Source organism: Blastomonas sp. AAP53 (genome assembly GCF_000331245.1).
Classification (GTDB): Bacteria; Pseudomonadota; Alphaproteobacteria; order Sphingomonadales; family Sphingomonadaceae; genus Blastomonas.
In genome coordinates this window covers 134878-158344 of record NZ_ANFZ01000004.1, presented here as the reverse complement: position 1 = coordinate 158344, position 23467 = coordinate 134878, and the positions used below count along the sequence as shown (strand labels likewise).

Sequence of the window (23467 nt, the reverse complement as noted above, 5' to 3'; positions counted from 1 at the left end):
TTCGTCGCAGTTACGGGTTGTATTGTCATCACCGGCTGGGCCTGCTCACGCCATGTTTCGTCATTTCCCCATCGGGCCAGCGCCCAGACCGGAACCGTCCGGCGGCCCTGACCCACACTACCAGCAAGGAGACGCTCGATGAGAACTGTCCGCAACACGCTTGTCCTGGCCACCGCCGTCATCGCATTGGGCGCCTGCGCGAAGAAGGCCCCGCCCGAACTGCCCCCGGCGCCGGGGCCGGCCGTCGACAACTCGATGGGTCAGGACAATTCCGGCGTCGGCGATGCCGTCGTCCCGGGAAGCCAGCGCGACTTCCTCGCCAAGGTCCGCTCCGACCGCATCCTGTTCGACCTCGACCGCTACAATGTCGATTCGGATGACCAGATCACGCTGCAGAGCCAGGCACAGTGGCTGGCCCAATACCCCAACAAGCAGGCGATCATCGAAGGCCATGCCGATGAGCGCGGAACGCGCGACTACAACCTCGCGCTCGGTGAGCGCCGCGCCAACGCCGCGAAGAACTATCTGGTGTCCTTGGGCGTCAGCGAGCAGCGCCTGCGCGTCGTCAGCTATGGCAAGGAACGCCCTGCAGCGATGGGATCGGACGAGGCGTCCTGGGCCCAGAACCGCCGCGCAGTAACGGTAACGATCGACTGATCCCCCACATCAGCGCTGAAACCGAAAAAGGGCCAGCCGTGCACAACGGCTGGCCTTTTTTGTCTTGCCAGATGCAACGCGCAACCGCTTGTGCGCGGCCTCAGGCCTGTTCCGGCAAATCCAGTCCGCGCTTGCCATGCTCCGGCGTGTCGGCTGGCGCATGGGGCAGTTCCATTTCCGCAGGTTCGGGCTTTTCCAGCATGCCTTCCCATTTGGTGATGACGCTGGTCGCGACCGCATTGCCGACGACATTGGTTGCGGTGCGGCCCATGTCGAGAAACTGATCGATAGCCAGGATGATCGCGACACCTTCGACAGGCAGCCCGAACTGGGCAAGCGTGCCGGTGATGACCACCAGGCTGGCGCGCGGTACCGCAGCGATGCCCTTGGAACTGATCATCAGCGTCAGCAGGATCAGGATCTGCGTCATGATCGACAGCTCGATGCCATAGGCCTGCGCGATGAACAGCGTCGCAAAGCTCATGTACATCATCGACCCGTCGAGGTTGAAGCTATACCCGAGCGGCAGCATGAAGCCCGAAATGCGGCGCGGCACGCCGAACCGGTCGAGCTGTTCGAACATCTTGGGCAGCGCGGCCTCGGACGAGGCGGTCGAGAACGCGATCAGCAACGGCTCGCGGATATAGCGGATGAGCTGCCAGATTTTTCCGCGCAGGAAGATCCAGCCCATGGTCAGCAGGATCACCCAGAGCAGGAACAGCGAGATGTAGAACTCGACCAGCAATTCGAAATAGGTGCCCAGGATGGCAAGGCCGCTGCCGGCAACCACCTTGGCGATCGCGCCGAAGACGGCGAACGGTGCAAAGCGCATCACATAGCCGGTGATCTGCAGCATCATTTCGGCCAGCGCTTCGGACCCGCGCACCAAAGGCGCGCCCTTCTCGCCCAGTGCCGACAGGGCCACGCCGGCGAAGATCGAAAACACCAGGATCTGCAGGATATTGTTGGTGGCCAGCGCTTCCAGCGCGTTCTTGGGGAAGATCGACAGCGTGAACTCCCACGCATCGAGCTTCTTGACCTCGCCCACCATGGCAGCCGCTTCTGCTGCTTCGGGGATGGGTGCACCGATACCGGGCTGGAACAGGTTGACCATCAGCAGACCCAGCGCGATTGAAATGAAGCTTGCGGTGATGAACCACGTCAGCGCGCGCACGCCGATGCGGCCGAGCGCGCTGCTGTCTCCCATATGCGCGATGCCGACCACGATGGTGGAAAGCACCAGCGGCGCGACGAGCAGCTTGATCAGGTTGAGGAAGATATCGGACAGCAGCTTGAAGGTCTTGGTGATATATTCAAAGGCCGGACTGTCCGCAGCTATGCCGATATGGACGCCATATCCTACCGCGACCCCCAGCATCATGCCGGCGAAAATATACCAGGTAAGTTTGCGGTCCATGTTGCTGCCCTTCTGCTCCCTGCAAGCGTCCTACCGGGCTGCCGGAAATCCGCAAGCCTGCGCGTGGGGGCGGCGAAATGAACAACGGTGATTTGAGAGCAGTGTCGGGCGATCATTCCGGCCCGGCCTTCTTGCGAAACGCAAAACGGGGGCCGACATTGCTGTCGGCCCCCACTGCGCCTGTTGGGATCATCGAGGCTTTTTCCGCAGCCCTGAAGGCGGTGTCCCGCCTCTGTGTGGTCCGTCTGCTGCGCCGCGAGCGGTGGAGCTGACGTGTCCGGATCGGGCTGTCGGTTGCAGCGTGGGCATTGCTGCCCGCACCCCATCAGCTGCCGAGACCCTTCCCAGGCGTCCGGCTTCGCGCGAGGCCCGGTTCCCTTTGGTCCGAAGACCGGTGGACCCGGGTCCGCGCTCTGCCTGACACCCCCTCTTCGTGCACCCGGTTCAGATCACCCGGCCCGGCAGCACCATCCGCAAGGATTGTGCGCGTTAACCGCCTGTCCTGACCCGCATCGCACTGAGGCGAGGGCATTGCACCGGCTTGCCGCTCCATCCGGGGCTTCCACCCCGCATCTTGCCTGCCTGCCGATCATCATCCGTCCATCCGAACCTTTCAGACCACCTGAACCGCACATCCGCATCGCTGCTTCCGCGCGGCCGGGCCATCCGTTCCAGCCTGTGCATAACACCGGCCTTCATTCGGGGCGCCCATCGTTGCCGATGTCCGCTCCGGGCGGTCTCTCCAGCCATCCATCCCTCACCCTACATCTCTGTAAAGGCTTGCTTTTTCCGGCTTTCAGTCCGCTTTCCGTCTGTCCTTCCGACCTCTTCAAGGTCTCATGACACCCGAGTCGCGGCCAGCGAAAATGTGGGAGTTATCCACAGATGACGCAGCTTGGCTGTGGATAAAATGGTGAATAGCAATGGATTAAGGTGCGCCGGTTGGATTGTTTCATGAGGGCGTAACAATCGCGTTTCGGGCGTGCCTCGTCTGACGATTCGTTCGCTACATCCCTCGACTTCGCTCGGGACAGACGGGACGGGGAGTTTTCGACGTTGCCACAGTTCCGAGTTCCCGAGCGAAGTCGAGGGACGTCACACGCAACGCCAGTTAACCGATGGCTCCCATCGGCACGACCGCGATCAGCACCAGGCAGGCGATCACGAAAGCCGTCACCCGCGCCCGCATCGTGCCATAGGCGGCGTCGGTCGCGCCCGCCTCGACCGCCCTGCGATCCAGCCAGTAGAGCACGCCAAAGCCGATCGCGAACAGCAGCGCGGCCTCGTTGAACGGCACGAACCACAAGGCTGCGCAGGTCGCCAGCACCACGACGTTGCTGGCGACAAGCAGATTGGGGCTCACCTTCTGCGGCGCGACCACCTGGATGCCCCAGAGCGTACCCGCCATGAACATCAGGATAGTGAACGCCCAGTAGCAGGTGAGGTTGGCCGCGTTGACATCACCATAGCCGGTGATGTGGCACGACGCGCCCGCGAGGAACGGCAGAGCGCCTGCATAGGTCAGCGCCTGCATCAGCGTGCGATTGTGACCCCCTGCCCGCTCCATATGCGCGCTCAGGCCCCCCGGCGGCCCAGCAGGCGCAGCCGCAGCGCGTTGAGCTTGATGAAGCCTTCCGCATCCTTCTGGTCATAGGCGCCGGCATCGTCCTCGAACGTCACGACCTTCTCGCTGTACAGCGAGTAAGGCGACTTGCGTCCGACGACCCAGGCATTGCCCTTGTAGAGCTTCAGCCGCACGGTGCCGGTGACGTGGGCTTGGCTGTGATCGATCGCCGCCTGCAGCATCTCGCGCTCGGGGCTGAACCACAGGCCGTTGTAGATCAGTTCGGCATAGCGCGGGGCGAGTTCGTCCTTGAGGTGCGCAGCGCCGCGATCGAGCGTCAGCTGCTCGATGCCGCGATGCGCGATGTGATAGATCGTGCCGCCGGGCGTTTCGTACATGCCGCGCGACTTCATGCCGACGAAGCGGTTCTCGACCAGATCGAGCCGTCCGATGCCATGCGTCTTGCCGAATTCGTTGAGCTTTTCGAGCAGGGTCGCCGGGCTCATGCCCTCGCCGTTGATCGCCACGCCATCACCACGCTCGAAATCGATGGTGATGTATTCGGGCGTATCGGGCGCGTCCTCGGGATGGTTGGTGCGCGAATAGACGTAATCGGGGACTTCATCCCACGGATCTTCGAGCACCTTGCCCTCGGACGAGGTGTGCAGCATGTTCGCGTCGGTCGAAAACGGCGCTTCGCCGCGCTTGTCCTTGCTCACCGGGATCTGGTGGGCTTCGGCAAACTCGATCAGCCTGGTGCGGCTGGTCAGATCCCATTCGCGCCACGGTGCGATCACCTTGACGTCCGGGTCGAGCGCATAATAGCCAAGCTCGAAGCGCACCTGGTCGTTGCCCTTGCCGGTCGCGCCATGGCTGACCGCGTCCGCGCCAACTTGTCTTGCGATCTCGATCTGGCGCTTGGCGATCAGCGGCCGCGCGATCGAGGTGCCGAGCAGATAGGTGCCCTCGTAGACCGCGTTGGCGCGCATCATCGGGAAGACATAGTCACGTACGAACTCCTCGCGCAGATCGTCGATGAAGATGTGTTCGGGCTTCACGCCCATCATCTGTGCCTTGGCGCGCGCCGGCTCCAGCTCTTCGCCCTGGCCGAGGTCGGCGGTGAAGGTCACGACCTCGCAATTGTAGGTCTGCTGCAGCCACTTGAGGATCACACTGGTATCGAGCCCGCCCGAAAAGGCCAGAACGACGCGGTTGACGGATTGAGACATGGAAGCGGACTTTCTGCAGGAAAGAGTGTTCGCGCGCCGCCTAACAGCGCGGCGGGATCGGGGCAAGAGCTGTTCAGACCCAGCCTGCGGTCTGCGCTGCCGCCCACAGGCCCAGCGCGACAAACAGCAGCGCCGCGCCGATCTGCAGCGCGCGGATCGGCAGGATGCGTTCGATCCTGTGGCCCAGCAGCACCGCAGGGACATTGGCGACCATCATGCCAAGCGTGGTACCGGCGGTGACCGCGACCACATTCTGGTAATGCGCGCCCATCGCGACGGTGGCGATCTGCGTCTTGTCGCCCATCTCGACGAGAAAGAATGCAATAAGCGTCGTGACGAACACCCCCGCGCCGCGCGCCTTGGGCTGGTCGTCCTCGTCGAATTTGTCCGGGATGAGCGCCCATAGCCCCATGCCGACAAAGCCAGCCGCGATGGCGTAGCGGAACGCAGGGCTGTCGAGCAATCCTGCGACCTGCTGACCGAGCAATGCGGCGAGGAAATGGTTGGCGAGCGTCGCCACCAGGATGCCGGCGATGATCGGCACAGGCTTGCGCAGCCTGGCGGCGAGCAGGATGGCGAGCAGCTGCGTCTTGTCCCCCATTTCGGCGAGCGCGACGAGCGACAGAGAGGCGAGAAAGGCTTCCATGGAACACGATTTCCGGGGCCGGGCAGAGGGCAAAACACAATGGCACCGTTCACCCCTGCCCGGCCAGGCAAAAGGGATCAGGTGTCATCGGTCTTGCCGGAAACCGGGGCTCAACAGCTCCGGAAACCCGCGCACCATGGCCTCTCGGCCAAGTGTGTTGACGCGCGGACCGGCGCATCGCACCGGTTGGCTACTCCCCATCAGACGTGCTAGCCTTTAGGCCTTGATCATGGGGGATGCAAGATGGCGGATGCTGGCAACACAACCACGGCAACCGATGCCGATGTCGAGAGCCATATCGCGGGTCTCGAGCCCGAACAGCGGCGGACCGAGGCGAAGCAGTTGCTGGACCTGTACCAGCGCGTCACCGGTGAGCCGGGCAAATTGTGGGGGCCGAGCATCATCGGTTTTGGCAGCTATGACTATGCGTATCCCAGCGGGCGGACCGGGACTTGGGCGCGGGCCAGCTTTTCCCCGCGCAAGGGCAAGCACAGCATCTACCTGATGGCGGGCTATGATGATGAAGCGGTTGCCGCTCGGCGTGACGCGCTGCTGGCGAGGCTTGGCAAGCACAAGATGGAGAAGACCTGCCTGCATGTGACGAAACTGGGCCAGATCGACATGGGCGTGCTGGAAGAGCTGATCGGCCACGATCTGGCGGAAATGAACCGGCTCTACCCGCCTGCATGACCTTTGCCCCCGACGACCTCTACCGCGGCCCGGTCAAACGCAGCATCCAGATTGCCGGGCACCTGACCTCGATCAGCCTGGAGCCCTTGTTCTGGGATCTGCTCAAGGCGGCGGCGGAGACACGCGCGCTGCCGCTGAACGCACTGGTGGCGCGCATCGATGTCGAGCGAATCGAGGCGGATGATCCGCCCAATCTGGCGAGCGCGATCCGGCTGTGGCTGGTGCGTGATCTGGTGGAGGGCATGTCCGCGACTAGCACCAAAAGCTCCGCAAACTCGGATTAGCCGTCCTTTAGTGCGCGCACAGCATTACGCTGGGGTGACACGTAACGTCCCTCGACTTTGCTCGGGAACTCGGGAGGCTAGGACGACGCCGCGTTATGCTTCGCACATATTTGTGGCCCGTGAAATGCGGGCTCACTGCCCTCTCACCGTCTCTCCCGAGCGAAGTCGAGGGACGTATGCTCAAAGGGTGATCCAAACACCCGCACTCGCCGTAAAACGAGATCGACGCTCAATCCCCGCCGACGCGCTCGATATCCGCGCCCACGGCCTGGAGCTTTTCCTCAAGCCGCTCGTAGCCGCGATCAAGGTGATAGATGCGGCTGACTTCGGTCTCGCCCTCGGCAGCGAGGCCAGCGATGATCAGGCTCATCGAGGCGCGAAGGTCGGTGGCCATCACCGGCGCGCCGACCATGCGGTTCACGCCATGGACCACCGCCGTACGGCCCTTGACCTCGATATGCGCGCCCATGCGGTTCAACTCGGGCACGTGCATGTAACGGTTCTCGAAGATGGTCTCGGTCAGCACGCTCGCGCCCTGCGCCATGCACAGCATCGCCATGAACTGCGCCTGCATGTCGGTGGCAAAGCCCGGGAAAGGCGCGGTCGACAGCGTGACCGCATTCAACGTGCCGTTGGGCCGCACCGCGATGCCATCGGCGATCTCGTCGACCTGCACGCCCGCCTGGCGGAGCGCAGCGACGGTGGCTTCCATCTCGTCGAGCTTTGCACCGATGAGGTCGAGCGGACTGCCGGTGATTGCCGCCGCGCAGGCATAGCTGCCCGCCTCGATCCGATCGGCCATCACGCGATAGGTCGCGCCGTGCAGCCGGTCCTTGCCATGGATGACCAATGTCGATTGGCCGATACCTTCGATGTGCGCGCCCATGGCCACCAGCAGGTTGCACAGATCGACGATCTCGGGCTCGCGCGCGGCGTTGCGCAGCGTCGACGTGCCCTTGGCGAGCACGGCAGCCATCAGCGCGTTCTCGGTCGCACCCACCGACACCACGGGAAAGCCGAAGTCGCCGCCGGGCAATCCGCCTTTGGGCGCGCGGGCGGTGACATAGCCTGCGGTAATCTCGATCTCGGCGCCCAGAGCCTCCAGCGCCTTCAAATGCAGGTCGATCGGGCGATTGCCGATGGCGCAGCCGCCAGGCAGCGACACCGTCGCCTCACCAGCGCGCGCCAGCAGCGGACCCAGCACCAGGATAGAGGCGCGCATCTTGCGGACGATATCGTAAGGCGCGACCGTCGCAGTGACCCGGCCCGCGCGCAGCGTCATCACGCGGCCGAAATCCTCGGGCCGCGCGCCTTCGATCATCGTCGAGACGCCGAGCTGGTTGAGCAGATGGCCAAAGCTGTCGACATCGGCGAGGCGCGGCAGGTTGCGCAGCGTCAGCGGCTCATCGGTGAGCAGCGCGCACGGCAGCAGCGTCAGCGCGCTGTTCTTGGCACCAGAGATGGGGATACGGCCGGAAAGCGACTTGCCGCCGCGAATGATGATCTTGTCCATCGCCGCTGTTTAACGCCTGCGGCGGGCCGTGCAAGAGGGCGGCAACGCTGGCGGTATCAAACCTTCTCGAGCGTGCACTGCAGCGGATGCTGGTTTTCGCGGGCGAAGTCCATCACCTGGTTCACCTTGGTCTCGGCGACCTCATAGGTGAAGATGCCGCACACGCCGACGCCCTTCTGGTGGACATGGAGCATCACGCGGGTCGCCTCATCCATGTTCATGCTGAAGAACCGCTTGAGCACCAGCACGACGAACTCCATCGGCGTGTAATCGTCGTTCAGCATCAGCACCTTGTATTGGCTGGGCTTTTTCGACTTGGCGCGGGTCTTGACCGCAATCCCGATATCGGGGGGGCCCTGGTCCTCACGGTCTGGCCCGGCATGGACAGGCGCAGGCGCGCGTCCTGTCGCAGCGGCATGGAGGCGCCGTGAGGGCGCAAAAGCTGGGGTCGCAGTGTTCATAGATACACCGGAATATCGTATTTCGCGGGCCGCAGGCAAGGGGGCGCGCGCAATTTGCGCAGCCCGGCTGTACCGCCCTGACGCATGCCCAGCACCCAATCTGTCGCTGGCACTGGTGTTTCCTGCGACTTTCCGTTAGGGGCGCGGCCATGCATTTTCTCGATCAAGCCAAAATTTTCATACGTTCCGGTGCGGGCGGACAGGGCGCTGTGTCCTTCCGCCGTGAAAAATATGCCGAATACGGCGGCCCCGACGGCGGCAACGGCGGCAAGGGCGGCGACATCATCTTCGAAGCGATCAGCGGTCTCAACACGCTGATCGACTTTCGCTACACCCAGCATTTCAAGGCCAAGCGCGGCAATGGCGGCATGGGCCGCAACCGCACCGGCGCAGGCGGCGACGATCTGGTGATCAAGGTGCCGGTGGGCACCCAGATCCTGAGCGATGACAAGGAAGAGGTGCTCGCCGACTTCACCCATGCCGGCCAGCGCATCATGCTGCTGCGCGGCGGCGATGGCGGTCGCGGCAACCTCAGCTATTCCAGCAGCACCAATCGCGCGCCGCGACAGCATGGCCCCGGCTACCCCAGCCGCGAGATGTATGTCTGGCTGCGTTTGAAGCTGATGGCAGATGCAGGGCTCGTCGGCCTGCCCAACGCGGGCAAATCGACCTTCATCAACCAGGTGACCAACACGCAGGCGAAGGTCGGCGATTATCCGTTCACCACGCTGCGTCCGCAGCTGGGCGTCGTGCAACACCGCAACCGCGAGTTCGTGCTAGCCGACATACCCGGCCTGATCGAGGGCGCAGCAGAGGGTGCAGGCATCGGCGACCGGTTCCTGGGCCATATCGAACGCTGCCGCGTGCTCATTCATCTGATCGACGCCAATGGCGACGATCCGGTCGAGGCGATGCGCGTCGTGGATGGCGAGCTGGAAAACTACGGCGCGGGCCTGGACGAGAAGATCAAGCTGGTCGCGCTGAACAAGGGCGATCTGCTCGACGACGAGTTGATGAAGCACTTCGCAGACGAACTGATCGCTGCCGGGGCAGACCGCGTCTTCCCCGTCTCCGGCGCCACCGGCGCGGGCATATCGGACCTGTTCGACGCGCTTCTCGAATACATGCCGCACGATACCGCGACCGAAAGGCCCGAGGGCGTGGACCCGAATGCGGACGTTGAACCGGGGACCTGGTCACCGGTTTGAGTGAGGCATAAACCCAAGGTAGTTCGCTCCTATTTCCGTTTGTCCCGAGCGAAGTCGAGGGACGTATTCGCAACCGTTCGAGCACACGTCCCTCGACTTCGCTCGGGAACTCGTAAGAGGTGGTCAGGCCATGCTGATCGAGGTCATTGCTGAAGGCATATCAAGGACGCGAATATGCCAATGACCTCCCCTCTCGCCCCTGCACGCTGCCCCGTGCTGGTGGTGAAGGTTGGCTCGGCGCTGCTGGTGGCGCCAGATGGCACGGTGCGGCGCGACTGGCTGGCGTCGCTGGTCGCGGATATCGCCGCACGGATTGCAGACGGCCAGCGGATCGTGATCGTCTCATCAGGCGCAATCGCGCTGGGTGCACGCAGGCTCGGGCTGCCCAAGGGCGGCCGCGCCAGCCTGGAAGACGCGCAGGCCGCCGCCGCCACCGGCCAGATCGCGCTCAGCCAGTGCTGGGCCGAGCTGCTGGGCGGGCATGCCATCACCGCTGCCCAGATGCTGGTGACGCTCGACGATCTGGAAGACCGCAGGCGCTTCCTCAACGCCTCGGCGACGCTGCGGCGTCTGATAGCGCTCGATGTCGTTCCCGTGATCAACGAAAATGATTCGGTCGCGACCGAGGAAATCCGCTTCGGCGACAACGACCGGCTGGCGGCACGAATCGCGCAGGCAGCGGGCGCGGGCGGCGTCTTGCTGCTCTCCGATATCGACGGCCTGTTCACCGCCAACCCCAAGAACAATCCAGACGCCAAGCTGGTGGAGAACGTCGCGCGCATTGACGCGCGCATCCGCGCCATGGCTGATGGCGGCTCCGCTTCCGGCATGGGGTCGGGCGGGATGCTGTCCAAGCTGGAGGCGGCACGAATCGCGACCAGCGCAGGGGCGCACCTCGCCATCGCCAATGGCACCCACGATCACCCGCTCGCGCGGCTGGCCAATGGCGGACGCTGCACGGTGTTCATCGCTGGCAAGCAGGGCAAGGGCCGCAAATTGTGGCTGGCCGGGCGGATGACCGCGCGCGGGCGGATCTTCGTGGACGCGGGCGCTGCCGCCGCGCTTGCCAAGGGGTCGAGCCTGCTGGCCGCCGGCGCGACGGCCATTGAGGGCCGGTTTGCCCGCGGCGATGTGGTCGAAGTGGTGACCGCCAGCGGCGAGACGATCGCGCGCGGACTTGCCGAATATGATTCCACGGACGCCGGGCGGATCACCGGCCTGCGCAGCGATGCGATTGCGGACGTGCTGGGCCATGCGCCGCGCAGCGCGCTGGTCCATCGCGACCAGATGGTGCTGCTGTGACCGTGATCGCGATGACCGGCGGCACCGGGTTTGTCGGCGGCGCAACCATCGATGCGGCTCTCGCCAGGGGCCATCAGGTGCGCGCGCTGACCCGCAAGCCGCAGCCGGTGCGCGATGGGGTCATGTGGATCGACGGGACGCTCGATGACGTCGCCAGCCTCGAACGGCTGTGCGCGGGCGCCGATTGCGTGCTGCACATTGCAGGCGTGGTCAATGCGCCCGACCGCGCAGGATTCATTGCGGGCAACATCACCGGCACGCAGAACATGCTGACGGCGGCGGCGCGCGCAGGTGTGGCGCGATTCGTCCACGTATCCTCGCTGGCTGCGCGCGAACCGGGTCTGTCGAACTATTGCTGGTCGAAAGCCGAGGCCGAAGCGCAGGTGGCGGCATCGGATCGCGAATGGACCATGGTTCGCCCGCCCGCCGTCTATGGCCCTGGCGACACTGAAATGCTCGATTTGTTTCGCATGGCATCGCGCGGGCTGGTGATGCTACCGCCGGGCGGGCGCATGTCGGTGGTGCATGTCGCCGATCTGGCGCGGCTGCTGGTGCAGCTGGCAGCAGGCGCAGGGGATGGGCATGCGATCTACGAGGTCGACGACGGCACGTTGCGCGGATGGAGCCACGCCGAATTCGCCGACGCGCTGGGGGGTGCGGTGGGCCGTCAGGTCCGCACGATGCGCACGCCGGAGCTCGCGTTGCATCTGGCGGCGCGGGCCGACCGGATGCTGCGCGGCAGGAAGGCCAAGCTGACCCCCGACCGCGCCCGCTACATCGCACACAGCGACTGGACGGCCGATCCGCTGCGCCGTCCGCCGCGCGCACTGTGGGAGCCCGAAATCGCGACGCGCAAGGGGCTGGCAGAAACCGCGCGCTGGTACCGCGCCAAAGGCTGGCTCAAAGCGTAAGCAGCGACCGGCCCAGCGCCATTTCCACGATGAACAGTGCGAAGGTCAGCGTCAGGCCGATCAGGAAGATGCGATAGGCGTGCCCCAGATAGCGGTATTTCTTGTGCTGCAGCACCATGCCGTTCTGATGGACATCGCGCAGCATGGTGCGAAAGATCGTCTCGTCCGTGTGCAACTGGTCGATCACCAGATCGGCGAAATCATCTTCCGCCATCGCCGAGAAATTGCCGAAGAACATGAAATTGCTCGATCCGCCCGGCACCTGGCCGCTGGGTCTGGGCGCGCCGCGCACAGAGGGCAGGATGGCGAAGACCGCACACATCGCCGACAGAAAGGCGAACAGCGCGAGCACGATCAGCGGCAGCGTGAAATTGCCGCTGCGCGCCTGGCCCACCGAAATGGTGAAAACGACGAAGGTCGCGCCCATGAGGATGCTGGCCTTCTGGTCAGCCATCTGGCTGAGCGCGAGGTTGGTCTGCACCGATGTGCGGATCAGGTGGATCGCGTGCGGCGAAAACGTGTGCGGTGTCTGCGGCCACGGGGTGGCAATCGCTTTGCGCGGCGTTTCGACTCGATCTTCTATGACACCCTCCCCCATGACAGATTGATGACATAGCAGCACCGCGCTTGACAAGCGACGCTGCACTGCCCTTCTGCCTGCAACAAGCTGCCGCTATGTTGCCGCATTCCCCCGGCATGGCGGGGCCCAGACATGGATGAAAGAACCGCATGACCGACACAGCCACTTATGATCGCATTGCAGCGCAGATCGAACCTTTCAACAAGAAGGGCGTCGAACTGACCGACAGCACCACCTTCGCGTCCGATCTGGAATGGGACAGCCTGACGGTGATGGATTTCGTCGCGGCGATCGAGGACGAATTCGACATCATCATCACCATGAACATGCAGGCCGAGATCGAAACTGTCGGCCAGCTGGTCGCAGCGGTGGAAAAACTCACCGCCTGACCCCATCTGGCAGATTGCCGCTTCCTATCCTGGCCTCCCCCATCAGAGAATGACCCCATGACCGACCTGTTTTCGAAGTTCGACGCCCTGATCGGCGAGCGCGAGGCCTTGCTCTCGCACGGCGTGCGCGATCCCTATGCGCTGGTCATGGAATCGGTCAAATCGCCCACCGTGGCGATGTGCAATGGCAAGGAAACGATCCTGCTGGGCACCTACAACTATATGGGCATGACGTTTGATCCGGACGTGCTCGACGCCGGCAAGGCCGCGCTTGACAATTTCGGATCGGGCACCACCGGCAGCCGCGTACTCAACGGCACCTATGCCGGGCACCGCGATTGCGAAGAGGCGCTCAAGGAATTCTACGGGATGGACCATGCGATGGTCTTTTCCACCGGATACCAGGCGAACCTTGGCATCATCTCGACCATGGCGGGCAAGGAGGATTACATCATCCTCGATATCGACAGCCATGCCTCGATCTATGACGGCTGCGCGCTGGGCAATGCCCAGATCGTCGCCTTCCGCCACAATGATGTCGAAGCGCTGGAAAAGCGGCTGAAGCGGCTTCCTCCGGAAGCGGGCAAGCTCGTCGTGCTCGAAGGCGTCTATTCGATGCTCGGCGACATTGCACCGCTCAAGGAAATGGTCGCCATCTCCAAGGCCGCAGGCGCCATGGTGCTGGTCGACGAGGCTCATTCGATGGGCTTCATCGGCGAGAACGGACGCGGTGTGGCGGAAGCGGCTGGCGTTATGGACGATGTCGATTTCATCATCGGCACGTTCAGCAAGTCGGTGGGCACCGTCGGCGGCTTCTGCGTCTCCAACCATCCCAAGTTCGAGGTCCTGCGCCTCGTCTGCCGCCCCTATGTGTTCACCGCCAGCCTGCCGCCATCGGTGGTTGCCACTGCCGCGACCAGCATCCGCAAGCTGATGCACGCCGGCAACAAGCGCGCGCACCTTTGGGAGAACAGCAAGCGGCTGCACCAGGGCCTGCGCGATCTGGGCTTCCAGCTTGGTACGCCCGAGGCGCAGAGCGGCATCATCGCGGTGATCATGACCGATATGCTCAAGGGCGCGCAGATGTGGGAAGCGCTGCTCGACCGCGGGCTCTACGTCAACCTCGCCCGTCCGCCGGCAACCCCTGCGGGCATGACGCTGCTGCGCTGCTCGCTGTGCGCCGAGCATTCAAGCGAACAGGTCACCCAGATCCTGGGCATCTTCGAGGCAGCAGGCAAGCAAGTCGGCGTCATCTGATCCGCGCCACCGGCGCTCAACCCCAGATGGTCGTCAACCAGTAGAACAGCGAGCCGACGGCAGCAGACGCCGGGATGGTGATCAGCCAGGCGATCACCACCCGGCCTGCCACGCCCCAGCGCACGGCGGACGCGCGCCGCGCCGCGCCAACGCCGACCACGCAGCCGGTGATGGTGTGCGTGGTCGAGACCGGAATGCCGAACGCGGTGGCGGCAAACAGCATCACAGAGCCCCCTGCCGACGCGCAGAAGCCCTGATGGTGCGACAGCTTGGTGATGCGCGTGCCCATCGTTTCGATGATCTTCCACCCGCCCGACAGCGTGCCCAAAGCGATCGCGACATAGCAGCTCAGCACCACCCAGCCGGGCACCGCGAACTCGCCATCGAGCATGCCCTGCGAATAGAGCAGCACTGTGATCAGCCCCATCGTCTTTTGCGCGTCGTTGGCGCCATGGCCCAGCGAGTAGGCGGCGGACGAGATGAGGTGCAGCGTCTTGAACGAACCTTCGGCGCGCTTGGCGGTCGCGCGCATGAAGAACCAGGACGTCATGATCACCAGCAGGATCGAGAGGATCATGCCCATCGTCGGCGACAGGATGATCGCCGATGCGGTCTTGAGCACGCCCGACCAGACGATGCCATCGAGCCCGGCGCGGGTCACCCCCGCCCCGATCAGCCCGCCGACCAGCGCGTGGCTGGACGATGACGGGATGCCCTTCCACCAGGTGACGACATTCCAGAACATCGCGCCGACCAAAGCGCCGAAGATGACCTGCGGGTTGACGATATCGACATCGATGATGCCCTTGCCGATGGTTTCTGCGACCTTGAGCCCGAACACCCAGTAGGCGGCAAAGTTGAAGAACGCCGCGAACACCACCGCGTAGACCGGCTTGAGCAGCCGTGTCGACACCACGGTCGCGATCGAATTGGCGGCATCGTGCAACCCGTTGAGAAAGTCGAACGCCAGCGCGAGCGCGATCAACGCGATCAGCAGCGGCATGGCGATGATGGTGGTTTCCATGAGGTCTGGTAAAAATCAGGCGTGGTCGATCACGAGGCCGTCGATCTCGTTGGCGACATCCTCGAATCGGTCGACCACGCGCTCGAGATGCGTGAACAGCTCGCGCTCGACGATGAACCTCAGCGGGTTCGCCTCGCCATGTTCCTTGTACAGCGCCTTCAGCCCGCGCGCATGGATCTCGTCGGCATGGCCCTCCATGATCACCAGCCGCTCGGTCAGCTCGTGCAGCCGTCCGGCGTTGCGGTTGACCTGGCGCAGCAGCGGCAGCGCTTCCACCGTGATCCTCGCGCAGTCGACGATGATCGCAGCCATGTCCTTCATTTCCTGTTTGAACTCGGTCAGCTCGTACAGATCGATGGCGCCTGCGGTCTTCTGCATCTCGTCGATGGCATCGTCCATCGCCGCGATCAGGCTGGTGATGGCGCTGCGATCGAACGGGGTCAGGAAGGTGCGGCGCACGGTCTGCAGCACTTCGCGCGTGATCTGGTCCGCCTCGTGCTCGCGCTCGACCAGCTCCTGGATATGGTCGCGCATTCCCGATCCGCCATTCAGCAACCGCGCGAGTGCGTTGGAGCCGGAGAGCAGCGTCAGCGCATGTGCCTCGAACAGCTCGAAGAAATTGCCCTGCTTGGGCAGCAACGCCTGAACCCACTGGAATACGGCCATTTTCGGTGAGGCTTTCTGCGTATCGAGGACGAATCCACTCTTGGCGATGCGCCGGTCGGATTCACTGGCGCGAAAACGGCGAATCAGCTCGGACAGCTCCGGCTCATCGACCAGCTGCGCTGCCTCTTCCAGCGAGAACCATTGCCGGTCGCGCTGGTCCTGCTCTTCCCATTCGTCGAGCACATCGGTGACCGAGAACGGGAACACCTCGACGGTGACGTTGAGCATCGCGCCGTTCTTGCGCTTCTTGCGATAGCGATAGCTGCCCAGCGGCGTCGGGCAGGCCGCGCCCTTGACGCCTGCCTCTTCCTCCGCCTCGTGCGCGGCGGCGGCATGCGGCTGGAGGCCCTCGATCATGTTGCCCTTGGGCAGCACCCAGCGACGTGTCTCGCGGGAGGTGACAAGCAGGATCGTCACCGGCGCGTTCACATCGTCGCGCGCGGTGCGATAAGGCAGTGCAGCTATCTGGCGAATGGCATGGTCCCCGTCACAAAACGGTCGCATATCTGTAACAAATGCCGGTGCAAAGCGATTTCTGTGGTTTTCAGGCAAGCTTTGCCCGGCAAGTCGCGGCTTTGTGCTGCCAGCCCTTTTGCAAGGCTTCAAATGCCCGCAAATATCTGTAAGGGCACCGCCATGGTCCTCCCCGGAAAAGGCCGCTATTCATGACCGATCTGCTCGCGCTGCGCGATATCGTGCGCGCCCACCACCGCGCCGATGAAGGCGTGGTGCTTGACACTCTGACGGCGAACTACGCCCCCTCGCCCGAGCTGCGTGCGCGCATCCGCGCCCGCGCCGTGCGCGTGGTCGAAGACGTTCGCGCTGCCTCTGGCCCGACGCTGATGGAAAGCTTCCTCGGCCAGTACGGTCTGTCCTCCGACGAAGGCCTGGCGCTGATGACGCTGGCAGAAGCGCTGCTGCGCGTGCCCGATGCCGAAACGATCGACGACCTGATCGAGGACAAGATCAGCCCCGCCAACTGGCGCGAGCATTTCGGCAAATCCGAACATACGCTCGTCAACGCCAGCACCTTTGCGCTTTCGATGACGCAGTCGGTGCTCGAAGGCTCGGTGAGCAAGGGGCCATTGGATGCGCTGCGCAGCGCGATCAAGCGGCTCGGCGAGCCGGTGATCCGCGTCGCCGTGCGCCGGGCGATGAAGGAACTGGGCAACCAGTTCGTGCTGGGCGAGGACATGGACGAGGCGCTCAAGCGTTCGCGCAAATGGGCGGCGGAAGGCGCGACCTTCAGCTACGACATGCTGGGCGAAGCCGCGCTCACCTTCCCTGATGCCGACCGCTATTTCGCGTCCTACATGCACGCGATCCGCGCGATCGCCGATGCCGCCAAGACCGACGACATGCGCACCAATCCGGGCCTGTCGATAAAACTCTCCGCGCTCTATCCGCGCTACGAGATGAGCAAGGCCGACGAATGCGTGCCTGCCCTCGCCGACCGGGTGCTCGAACTCGCCCGCGCCGCGCGCGATGCGCGGATCGGGCTCAATATCGATGCCGAAGAGGCCTATCGCCTCGGCATGTCGCTCGACATCATCAAGATGGTGCTCAGCGATTCCTCGCTCGCGGGCTGGGACGGCCTGGGCGTGGTCGTGCAGGCGTTCGGCAAGCGCGCCAGCTTCGTGATCGACTGGCTGTATGGCCTTGCCGAGTCACTCGACCGCAAGATCATGGTCCGGCTGGTCAAGGGCGCGTACTGGGACAGCGAGATCAAGCGCGCGCAGGTCGATGGCGTGCCCGATTTTCCGGTGTTCACCAGCAAGGCGGCCACCGATATCTCGTATATCTGCTGCGCCGCGCAGCTGCTCAGGCTGACCGACCGAATCTATCCGCAGTTCGCCACGCACAATGCGCACAGCGTTGCAGCGATCCTCGAGATGGCGGGCAACCGCGACGATTTCGAGTTCCAGCGGCTGCACGGCATGGGTGAACCGCTGCATGGCGCGCTGCTGCGCAACGAGAAGGTCCGCTCGCGGATCTACGCGCCGGTGGGGCGGCACAAGGAACTTCTCGCCTATCTGGTGCGCCGCCTGCTCGAGAACGGCGCGAACTCGTCGTTCGTCAACCAGCTCGCCAACCACGCCGTCCCGGCCGAGGCGATTGCCGCCGACCCGTTCGAACAGCTCGAAACCGAGCGCGCCGAGGCGGATCGCAAGATCATCCGCCCGAACGCGCTTTATGCGCCGTCGCGCATCAACTCGCACGGCTGGGACCTGGCCAACCGCACCGATCTCAATGCCTTTCTCGAATCGCGCAAGGCCTTTGCCGACAAGCAATGGCATGCCGCGCCGCTGATCGTCGGAGCGCCCAGCGCCGCCAGCCACGAGCGCGAGGTGTTCAACCCCGCGCAGCCGGATATGCAGATCGGCACCGTGCGCGATGTGACCGCCGAGCAAGCGGCGTCTGCCATCGCTGCTGCGCGCTGCTGGGATGCCCCTGTCACCGAACGCGCCGACGCGCTCAATCGTGCTGCACACCACTTCGAAACCCATCACGGCGAGATTTTCGCGCTGCTGGCGCGCGAGGCGGGCAAGTCCGCGCCCGACGCCATCGCTGAACTGCGCGAGGCGGTCGATTTCCTGCGCTATTACGCCGCGCAAGCCCTCGCCGACCCGGCAGAGGCTCCGCGCGGCATCATCACCTGCATTTCGCCCTGGAACTTCCCGCTGGCGATCTTCACCGGGCAGATCGCTGCGGCGCTGGCAGCAGGCAATGCGGTGCTCGCCAAGCCGGCCGAGCAGACGCCGCTGATCGCGCACCTTGCCACGCGCCTGCTGCACGAGGCGGGCGTGCCTGCACATACGCTGCAGCTGCTGCCGGGACCCGGCAAGGTCATAGGTTCGGCACTGACCAGCGATGCCGCGATTGCAGGCACCTGCTTCACCGGATCGACCGCGACCGCGCAGGCGATCAACCGCGCGATGGCCGAACACTGTGCGCCTGATGCCATGCTGATCGCCGAAACCGGCGGCCTCAACGCGATGATCGTCGATTCGACCGCACTGCCCGAACAGGCGGTGCGCGATATCGTCGCTTCGGCCTTCCAGTCCGCAGGCCAGCGCTGTTCGGCGCTGCGCCTGCTCTATGTGCAGCGCGATATCGCGGATTCGCTGAAGGAAATGCTGTTCGGCGCGATGGACGCGCTGTCGCTGGGCGACCCGTGGTGGCTGGCCAATGATGTCGGTCCGGTGATCGATCCGGCAGCGCGCGAGAAGATAGCTGCGCATATCGAGGCCGCGCGGCGGGACGGACGGCTGCTCAAGCAGCTCGATGCGCCGGACAATGGCTGGTTTGTCGGCCCCGCAGCCATCGCAGTGGATGGCATCGAGGATCTGGCCGAAGAGATATTCGGCCCCGTGCTGCACATCGCCACGTTCGAGGCAGGCGAGATCGATGCCCTGATCGACCGGATCAATGCGCGTGGCTATGGCCTGACCTTCGGCTTGCAGACACGCATCGACAGCCGTGTCGATCAGGTCACCGCACGCATCCATGCGGGTAACATGTACATCAACCGCAACCAGATCGGCGCGGTCGTCGGCGCACAGCCGTTCGGCGGCGAGGGATTGTCCGGCACTGGCCCCAAGGCGGGCGGCCCGCGCTATCTGCCGCGCTTTGCCGCTGCATCGGGTGAACAGCTGGACTTGCCCCCGCTCACTCGGATCGCGGCGCGCGCCCAGGTCGAAGCAGCGCTTGCCGCGCTGCCGCGGGTCACCGAACTGCCGCTCGACACGATGACGATGCCGGGACCGACAGGCGAATCGAACGTGCTGTCGACCTATGCGCGTGGCCGGGTGCTGTGCCTGGGCCCCACGGTCGAGGCCGCGATGCTACAGGCGCAGATCGCGCAATCCGAAGGCTGCGCGTCGCTGGTCGTCGTTCCCGGTGCCAAGGGCCCGCACGCTATCGATGGCTTCATCGAACGCGCAGATCTCACCCACATTGCAGGGTTCGATGCGGTCGCGGCCTGGAGCACCAACGACGACCAGCGCGCCATCCGCAAGGCGCTGGCGGCCCGCGACGGGGCTATCCTGCCCTTGTTCACCGAGACGCATTTCGCCCAGCGCTGCGTGCACGAACGGCATGTGTGCATCGACACGACGGCGGCAGGCGGGAACGTGTCACTGCTGGCCTGAATAAATCTCCCCTCCCGCAAGCGGGAGGGGATTGGCATTAGAGCCGCTCGATCTTCTGCGCGGCCTCGTCGAGGATTTCGGCGACCCGGTGCTTGAACTCCGCGTCGGTCTCGCCGCTCGCCAGACGGTGCGCCATCGCTGCCATCAGGTTGCCGACGGCCCGGCCGATCTGCGGGCCACCGGCGCGCTGCTCGCGCTCCTCGCCGGCTTCGGACAGACGCGCCAGAAGTGCATCGGCCTCGCCCCGCTTTTCGGCCAATTCGGCGACACCGGCATCGGTGATGCGGAACGCCTTGCGCGCGCCTTCGGTTTCCACCGACGCGATCAGACCCGTGTCTTCGAGCAGGCTGAGCGTAGGATAGACCACGCCCGGGCTGGGGGCATATTCGCCGACGGTCATTTCCTCGATCGCCTTGATCAGGTCATAGCCATGCCGCGGCTCCTTTTCGATCAGCGCCAGCAGCACGATGCGCAGCTCGCCGCTGTCGAACATCCGCCGCCGGCCGCGACCTCCCCGGCCACCGCCGCCACCGCGTCCACCCCGACCACCGCCGTCAAAGCTCCAGTTGCCGAAATCCCAGTCGCTGCCCCAGCTGCGGCCGCCGCCGCGACCAAAGCTCATGGCGATGAAGGGGTTGCCGCCATTGCCGGAACCACCGCCCCGGCCACCACGCGGGCCACCGCCCATCTTGAAACGCATACTCATCGATTGTTACTCCTGTGTATCTCGATGGCTCTAAGATATATCTTAGATAGAATTTGACAAGTGGCTTTCGTGCGATGGATGCATTTTTCATCCCCTTCCCCCGACCGGCCCCAGCCGCTAGCGTGACGGCGATGAGCGATCTGTTCGAAACCCTGCCTCCCGATACCAGCAGCCACCAGCCCGCAGCCGATGCGCCGCTGGCCGACCGGCTGCGCCCGGCGAACCTGGGCGAGATCATCGGCCAGGATCATCTGACCGGGCCCGATGGCGCGATCGGACGGATGGTCGCGGCGGGCAAATTGTCGTCAATGATCCTCTGGGGCCCGCCCGGCACCGGCAAGACCAGCATGGCGCGGCTGCTGGGCGAGGCGACGGGCATGCGGTTCGTTGCGATCTCGGCGGTGTTCTCGGGCGTGGCCGACCTCAAGAAGGCCTTTGCCGAGGCCGAGAAGATGGCGGGCGCAGGCCAGCGCACCCTGTTGTTCGTAGACGAGATCCACCGTTTCAACCGCGCGCAGCAGGACGGCTTTCTGCCCTTTGTCGAGCGGGGCACGGTGGTGCTGGTGGGCGCGACAACCGAGAACCCGTCGTTCGAATTGAACGCTGCCTTGCTCAGCCGTAGCCAGGTGCTGATCCTGCGGCGACTCGACGAGGCGGCTCTGGGCACGCTGATCGCGCGCGCCGAAGCGCTGACCGGGCGAGCGCTGCCGCTGACCGACGATGCCCGTGCGGCGCTGATCGCGTCGGCCGATGGCGATGGCCGCTTTCTGCTCAACCAGGTCGAAACGCTGCTGTCGGTGCGGATCGATGCGCCGCTCGATCCTGCCGGACTGGCCGCGTTGCTGCACCGCCGGATGCCGGTGTACGACAAGGATCGCGAGGGGCATTACAACCTCATTTCCGCGCTGCACAAGGCAATGCGCGGTTCCGATCCTCAGGCGTCGCTATATTATCTGGCGCGGATGCTGGTGGCGGGCGAGGAGCCGCTGTACGTGCTGCGACGGATCACCCGCTTTGCCAGCGAGGACATCGGCATGGCCGATCCGCAGGCATTGGTGCAGTGCCTTGCCGCCAAGGATGCCTATGCCTTCCTCGGCTCTCCCGAGGGCGAGCTGGCGATCGTGCAGGCCTGCCTCTACTGCGCCACCGCGCCCAAATCGAATGCCGCTTATGCCGCGCAGAAGGCCGCGTGGAAAAGCGCCCGCGCCACCGGATCGCTGATGCCGCCGCCCAACATCCTCAATGCGCCCACCAAGCTGATGAAGGACATCGGCTATGGCAAGGGCTATACCTATGACCACGATCGGGCCGAAGGCTTTTCGGGCGCGAATTACTGGCCAGAAGAAATGAACCCGCAGCGTTTCTACCAGCCGGTGGAACGCGGTTATGAAGCGCGCATTGCCGAACGCATGCGGACATGGGAGAAAATGCGTGACGAAAATCGCGATTAGTCTTGCACTGATACTGGCGGCCAGCGCGCCTGCCGCCGCACAACAGCTTCCCCCGCCCGCTGCCGCAACCGGGGCGGCACGCATGGATCTGGCCGAAGCTGCCGGCTACAAGGCACAGTTCGTGTGTTCCGGGCTGTGGAACGGCAACAAGACGCTCGCCGATATCGAGGCGGACGAGCTGACCGGCATCTACCCGCATGTCGCCCCCATCGTGCCGACCCTGAAAGCAGAGATCGACGAGGCCGCGCACCAGGTGAGCGTTGCCTTTGCCGACGACATGCCGCCGCGCGTTGCCCGGCACAATCGCGTGACGGGATGCACATCGATGCCGATCGGCTGGACCAATGATGGCCGCCGCCTGCCCGCCGAAGCGCTGGAGCGTGAACAGCCGGGCAGCGCCGATTCGCTTGCCTGGCCGATGGGCGATGCCGATGCCAGTGACCCGCGAATCATGATGGTCACGCCGTTCGACCAGCTGGTCGAAAGCGCGTTCGAAGCGAAAGCCTTTGGCGGCAAGACCAGCGGCGTGGTGATCGTCCACAAGGGTCGCATCGTGCAGGAACGCTACAAGCCCGGCCACGACATGCACACCGCGCAGCGGACATGGTCGGTCGCCAAGTCGATGGCGGGGACATATGTCGGCTTCGTCCGGCAGAAGGGCTTCAACATCCCCGATTCCCCGGTGCGCGAGTGGAACGTCGCTGGCGATCCGCGCAGGGCGATCAGCGTCGATCACCTGCTGCGCATGGGCAGCGGCCTCACCAGCGACACGGCAGGCGCTCGCACCGACGCCGTATACCTCGGCGCAGGCGAGGTGCGTCAGTGGACGACGCTCTGGCCGATGCTGCACCAGCCGGGCAGCACATTCCGCTATGCCAATAACGATATCCTGCTGGCGACGCTCGCTGCGCGCGACGCCGCACCCGATCTGCACCCACACCAGATGTTCGATGCTTTGGGCATGACCCGCACCTGGGCAGAGACCGACTGGCAGGGCAACTACATCCTTTCCAGCCAGGTGTGGACCACCGCGCGCGACATGGCGCGGATGGGCCTGCTCTATCTGAACGATGGCACATGGAACGGCCAGCGGGTGCTGCCCGCAGGTTGGCGCGATTACGTGACCAGGGCCAGCGGCCCCCAGCCCGAGGGACCGTTCGGCTATGGCGCAAGCTTCTGGTTGATGAACAAGAGTGTGGGCGTGCCCGACGATGCGTTTGCCGCGTTCGGCAATCGCGGCCAGTATCTGGTCATCATTCCCAGCCGCGATCTGGTAATCGTGCGGCGCGGCTATGATACGGACGCCGACCGGTTCGACGTCGCCAAATTCACTGCCGAGGTGCTGAAGCAGGTCCGCTGAC

The 23467-nt window shown here is 64.5% G+C and carries 21 protein-coding genes and 1 riboswitch; of the genes, 11 read left to right on the top strand and 10 right to left on the bottom strand.

The window, feature by feature from the left end:
- Positions 1-138 precede the first annotated feature (138 nt).
- Entirely contained in the window at positions 139-657 is a 519-nt protein-coding gene (pal, locus tag D618_RS0102535; RefSeq protein ID WP_017669912.1) for a peptidoglycan-associated lipoprotein Pal, read from the top strand.
- A 100-nt stretch (positions 658-757) separates the two neighbouring features.
- Here pal and D618_RS0102530 read toward each other — a convergent pair whose 3' ends face one another.
- The 4 genes from D618_RS0102530 to D618_RS0102515 all read right to left on the bottom strand — a co-directional run bounded on the left by D618_RS0102530 (position 758) and on the right by D618_RS0102515 (position 5513).
- Positions 758-2074 (bottom strand): dicarboxylate/amino acid:cation symporter, encoded by a 1317-nt coding sequence (locus D618_RS0102530; protein WP_017669911.1) that lies wholly within the window; start codon positions 2072-2074, stop codon positions 758-760.
- A gap of 1111 nt (positions 2075-3185) precedes the next feature.
- The gene (locus tag D618_RS0102525) at positions 3186-3641 is read right to left on the bottom strand and encodes a DUF3429 domain-containing protein (protein ID WP_081590390.1); all 456 of its coding nucleotides are present in this window, start codon (positions 3639-3641) and stop codon (positions 3186-3188) included.
- Positions 3642-3649: 8 nt separating this feature from the next.
- The gene (locus D618_RS0102520; RefSeq protein ID WP_017669909.1) at positions 3650-4867 is read right to left on the bottom strand and encodes an argininosuccinate synthase; all 1218 of its coding nucleotides are present in this window, start codon (positions 4865-4867) and stop codon (positions 3650-3652) included.
- 73 nt (positions 4868-4940) lie between these two features.
- A complete protein-coding gene (locus D618_RS0102515) occupies positions 4941-5513 on the bottom strand; it encodes a TMEM165/GDT1 family protein (RefSeq protein ID WP_017669908.1) in 573 nt (190 codons plus the stop codon).
- A gap of 8 nt (positions 5514-5521) precedes the next feature.
- Positions 5522-5718, bottom strand: a riboswitch (yybP-ykoY riboswitch).
- Positions 5719-5756: 38 nt separating this feature from the next.
- On the opposite strand from D618_RS0102515, the gene D618_RS0102510 reads away from it, so the two are divergent.
- Together D618_RS0102510 and D618_RS17475 are read left to right on the top strand one after the other, a co-directional pair.
- A complete protein-coding gene (locus tag D618_RS0102510) occupies positions 5757-6203 on the top strand; it encodes a DUF1801 domain-containing protein (RefSeq protein ID WP_017669907.1) in 447 nt (148 codons plus the stop codon).
- Positions 6200-6487, top strand: a complete 288-nt coding sequence (locus D618_RS17475) for a ribbon-helix-helix domain-containing protein (RefSeq protein ID WP_017669906.1) — start codon at positions 6200-6202, stop codon at positions 6485-6487. Before D618_RS0102510 ends, D618_RS17475 begins: the two co-directional genes overlap by 4 nt.
- 229 nt (positions 6488-6716) lie before the next feature.
- Here D618_RS17475 and murA read toward each other — a convergent pair whose 3' ends face one another.
- Entirely contained in the window at positions 6717-8000 is a 1284-nt protein-coding gene (murA, locus tag D618_RS0102500) for a UDP-N-acetylglucosamine 1-carboxyvinyltransferase (RefSeq protein WP_017669905.1), read from the bottom strand.
- Between the two features lie 56 nt (positions 8001-8056).
- Complete coding sequence (clpS, locus tag D618_RS0102495) at positions 8057-8461, bottom strand: ATP-dependent Clp protease adapter ClpS (protein WP_017669904.1); 405 nt, start codon at positions 8459-8461, stop codon at positions 8057-8059.
- Positions 8462-8610: 149 nt separating this feature from the next.
- On the opposite strand from clpS, the gene obgE reads away from it, so the two are divergent.
- The 3 genes from obgE to D618_RS0102480 all read left to right on the top strand — a co-directional run bounded on the left by obgE (position 8611) and on the right by D618_RS0102480 (position 11882).
- Complete coding sequence (gene obgE, locus D618_RS0102490) at positions 8611-9669, top strand: GTPase ObgE (RefSeq protein WP_017669903.1); 1059 nt, start codon at positions 8611-8613, stop codon at positions 9667-9669.
- A gap of 180 nt (positions 9670-9849) precedes the next feature.
- On the top strand, positions 9850-10971 hold the full coding sequence (gene proB, locus D618_RS0102485) for a glutamate 5-kinase (protein WP_026091207.1): 1122 nt from the start codon (positions 9850-9852) through the stop codon (positions 10969-10971).
- Positions 10968-11882: an NAD(P)H-binding protein gene (locus D618_RS0102480; RefSeq protein WP_017669901.1), complete on the top strand. Its 915-nt coding sequence runs from the start codon at positions 10968-10970 to the stop codon at positions 11880-11882. Before proB ends, D618_RS0102480 begins: the two co-directional genes overlap by 4 nt.
- Here the strand turns inward: D618_RS0102480 and D618_RS0102475 are convergent.
- Positions 11872-12480 (bottom strand): Pycsar system effector family protein, encoded by a 609-nt coding sequence (locus tag D618_RS0102475; protein ID WP_017669900.1) that lies wholly within the window; start codon positions 12478-12480, stop codon positions 11872-11874. The genes D618_RS0102480 and D618_RS0102475 overlap by 11 nt on opposite strands.
- 131 nt (positions 12481-12611) lie before the next feature.
- Between D618_RS0102475 and D618_RS0102470 the strand changes: the two genes are divergently transcribed.
- Both D618_RS0102470 and D618_RS0102465 read left to right on the top strand, forming a co-directional pair.
- A complete protein-coding gene (locus D618_RS0102470) occupies positions 12612-12851 on the top strand; it encodes an acyl carrier protein (RefSeq protein ID WP_017669899.1) in 240 nt (79 codons plus the stop codon).
- A 57-nt stretch (positions 12852-12908) separates the two neighbouring features.
- Positions 12909-14108 (top strand): aminotransferase class I/II-fold pyridoxal phosphate-dependent enzyme, encoded by a 1200-nt coding sequence (locus tag D618_RS0102465; RefSeq protein WP_017669898.1) that lies wholly within the window; start codon positions 12909-12911, stop codon positions 14106-14108.
- Positions 14109-14124: 16 nt separating this feature from the next.
- Here the strand turns inward: D618_RS0102465 and D618_RS0102460 are convergent, their stop codons facing one another.
- Entirely contained in the window at positions 14125-15132 is a 1008-nt protein-coding gene (locus tag D618_RS0102460; protein WP_017669897.1) for an inorganic phosphate transporter, read from the bottom strand.
- Positions 15133-15147: 15 nt separating this feature from the next.
- Positions 15148-16302 carry a DUF47 family protein gene (locus D618_RS0102455; protein ID WP_017669896.1) on the bottom strand — a complete coding sequence of 385 codons (1155 nt, stop codon included), beginning with the start codon at positions 16300-16302 and terminating at the stop codon, positions 15148-15150.
- Between the two features lie 161 nt (positions 16303-16463).
- On the opposite strand from D618_RS0102455, the gene putA reads away from it, so the two are divergent.
- Positions 16464-19949 carry a bifunctional proline dehydrogenase/L-glutamate gamma-semialdehyde dehydrogenase PutA gene (gene putA / locus D618_RS0102450; protein WP_017669895.1) on the top strand — a complete coding sequence of 1162 codons (3486 nt, stop codon included), beginning with the start codon at positions 16464-16466 and terminating at the stop codon, positions 19947-19949.
- A 37-nt stretch (positions 19950-19986) separates the two neighbouring features.
- On the opposite strand, the gene D618_RS0102445 is transcribed toward putA, so the two are convergent.
- Complete coding sequence (locus D618_RS0102445) at positions 19987-20655, bottom strand: PadR family transcriptional regulator (RefSeq protein ID WP_238550569.1); 669 nt, start codon at positions 20653-20655, stop codon at positions 19987-19989.
- 131 nt (positions 20656-20786) lie between these two features.
- Here D618_RS0102445 and D618_RS0102440 point away from each other — a divergent pair, with 131 nt between their 5' ends.
- On the top strand, positions 20787-22106 hold the full coding sequence (locus D618_RS0102440; RefSeq protein ID WP_017669893.1) for a replication-associated recombination protein A: 1320 nt from the start codon (positions 20787-20789) through the stop codon (positions 22104-22106).
- On the top strand, positions 22087-23466 hold the full coding sequence (locus D618_RS0102435; RefSeq protein WP_026091204.1) for a serine hydrolase: 1380 nt from the start codon (positions 22087-22089) through the stop codon (positions 23464-23466). The genes D618_RS0102440 and D618_RS0102435 overlap by 20 nt, the downstream gene beginning before the upstream one ends.
- The last annotated feature ends 1 nt before the right edge of the window (position 23467 follow it).

Excerpts from the sequence above, each read along its gene's own strand:
- proB (WP_026091207.1), top strand. The coding sequence starts at position 9,850 with ATGACCTCCCCTCTCGCCCCTGCACGCTGCCCCGTGCTGGTGGTGAAG.
- D618_RS0102520 (WP_017669909.1), bottom strand. The coding sequence starts at position 4,867 with ATGTCTCAATCCGTCAACCGCGTCGTTCTGGCCTTTTCGGGCGGGCTC.
- D618_RS0102525 (WP_081590390.1), bottom strand. The coding sequence starts at position 3,641 with ATGGAGCGGGCAGGGGGTCACAATCGCACGCTGATGCAGGCGCTGACC.
- D618_RS0102445 (WP_238550569.1), bottom strand. The coding sequence starts at position 20,655 with ATGAGTATGCGTTTCAAGATGGGCGGTGGCCCGCGTGGTGGCCGGGGC.
- D618_RS0102530 (WP_017669911.1), bottom strand. The coding sequence starts at position 2,074 with ATGGACCGCAAACTTACCTGGTATATTTTCGCCGGCATGATGCTGGGG.
- D618_RS0102465 (WP_017669898.1), top strand. The coding sequence starts at position 12,909 with ATGACCGACCTGTTTTCGAAGTTCGACGCCCTGATCGGCGAGCGCGAG.
- D618_RS0102460 (WP_017669897.1), bottom strand. The coding sequence starts at position 15,132 with ATGGAAACCACCATCATCGCCATGCCGCTGCTGATCGCGTTGATCGCG.
- D618_RS0102455 (WP_017669896.1), bottom strand. The coding sequence starts at position 16,302 with ATGCGACCGTTTTGTGACGGGGACCATGCCATTCGCCAGATAGCTGCA.
- pal (WP_017669912.1), top strand. The coding sequence starts at position 139 with ATGAGAACTGTCCGCAACACGCTTGTCCTGGCCACCGCCGTCATCGCA.
- obgE (WP_017669903.1), top strand. The coding sequence starts at position 8,611 with ATGCATTTTCTCGATCAAGCCAAAATTTTCATACGTTCCGGTGCGGGC.
- D618_RS0102475 (WP_017669900.1), bottom strand. The coding sequence starts at position 12,480 with ATGGGGGAGGGTGTCATAGAAGATCGAGTCGAAACGCCGCGCAAAGCG.
- D618_RS0102510 (WP_017669907.1), top strand. The coding sequence starts at position 5,757 with ATGGCGGATGCTGGCAACACAACCACGGCAACCGATGCCGATGTCGAG.
- murA (WP_017669905.1), bottom strand. The coding sequence starts at position 8,000 with ATGGACAAGATCATCATTCGCGGCGGCAAGTCGCTTTCCGGCCGTATC.
- clpS (WP_017669904.1), bottom strand. The coding sequence starts at position 8,461 with ATGAACACTGCGACCCCAGCTTTTGCGCCCTCACGGCGCCTCCATGCC.
- D618_RS17475 (WP_017669906.1), top strand. The coding sequence starts at position 6,200 with ATGACCTTTGCCCCCGACGACCTCTACCGCGGCCCGGTCAAACGCAGC.
- putA (WP_017669895.1), top strand. The coding sequence starts at position 16,464 with ATGACCGATCTGCTCGCGCTGCGCGATATCGTGCGCGCCCACCACCGC.
- D618_RS0102440 (WP_017669893.1), top strand. The coding sequence starts at position 20,787 with ATGAGCGATCTGTTCGAAACCCTGCCTCCCGATACCAGCAGCCACCAG.
- D618_RS0102470 (WP_017669899.1), top strand. The coding sequence starts at position 12,612 with ATGACCGACACAGCCACTTATGATCGCATTGCAGCGCAGATCGAACCT.
- D618_RS0102515 (WP_017669908.1), bottom strand. The coding sequence starts at position 5,513 with ATGGAAGCCTTTCTCGCCTCTCTGTCGCTCGTCGCGCTCGCCGAAATG.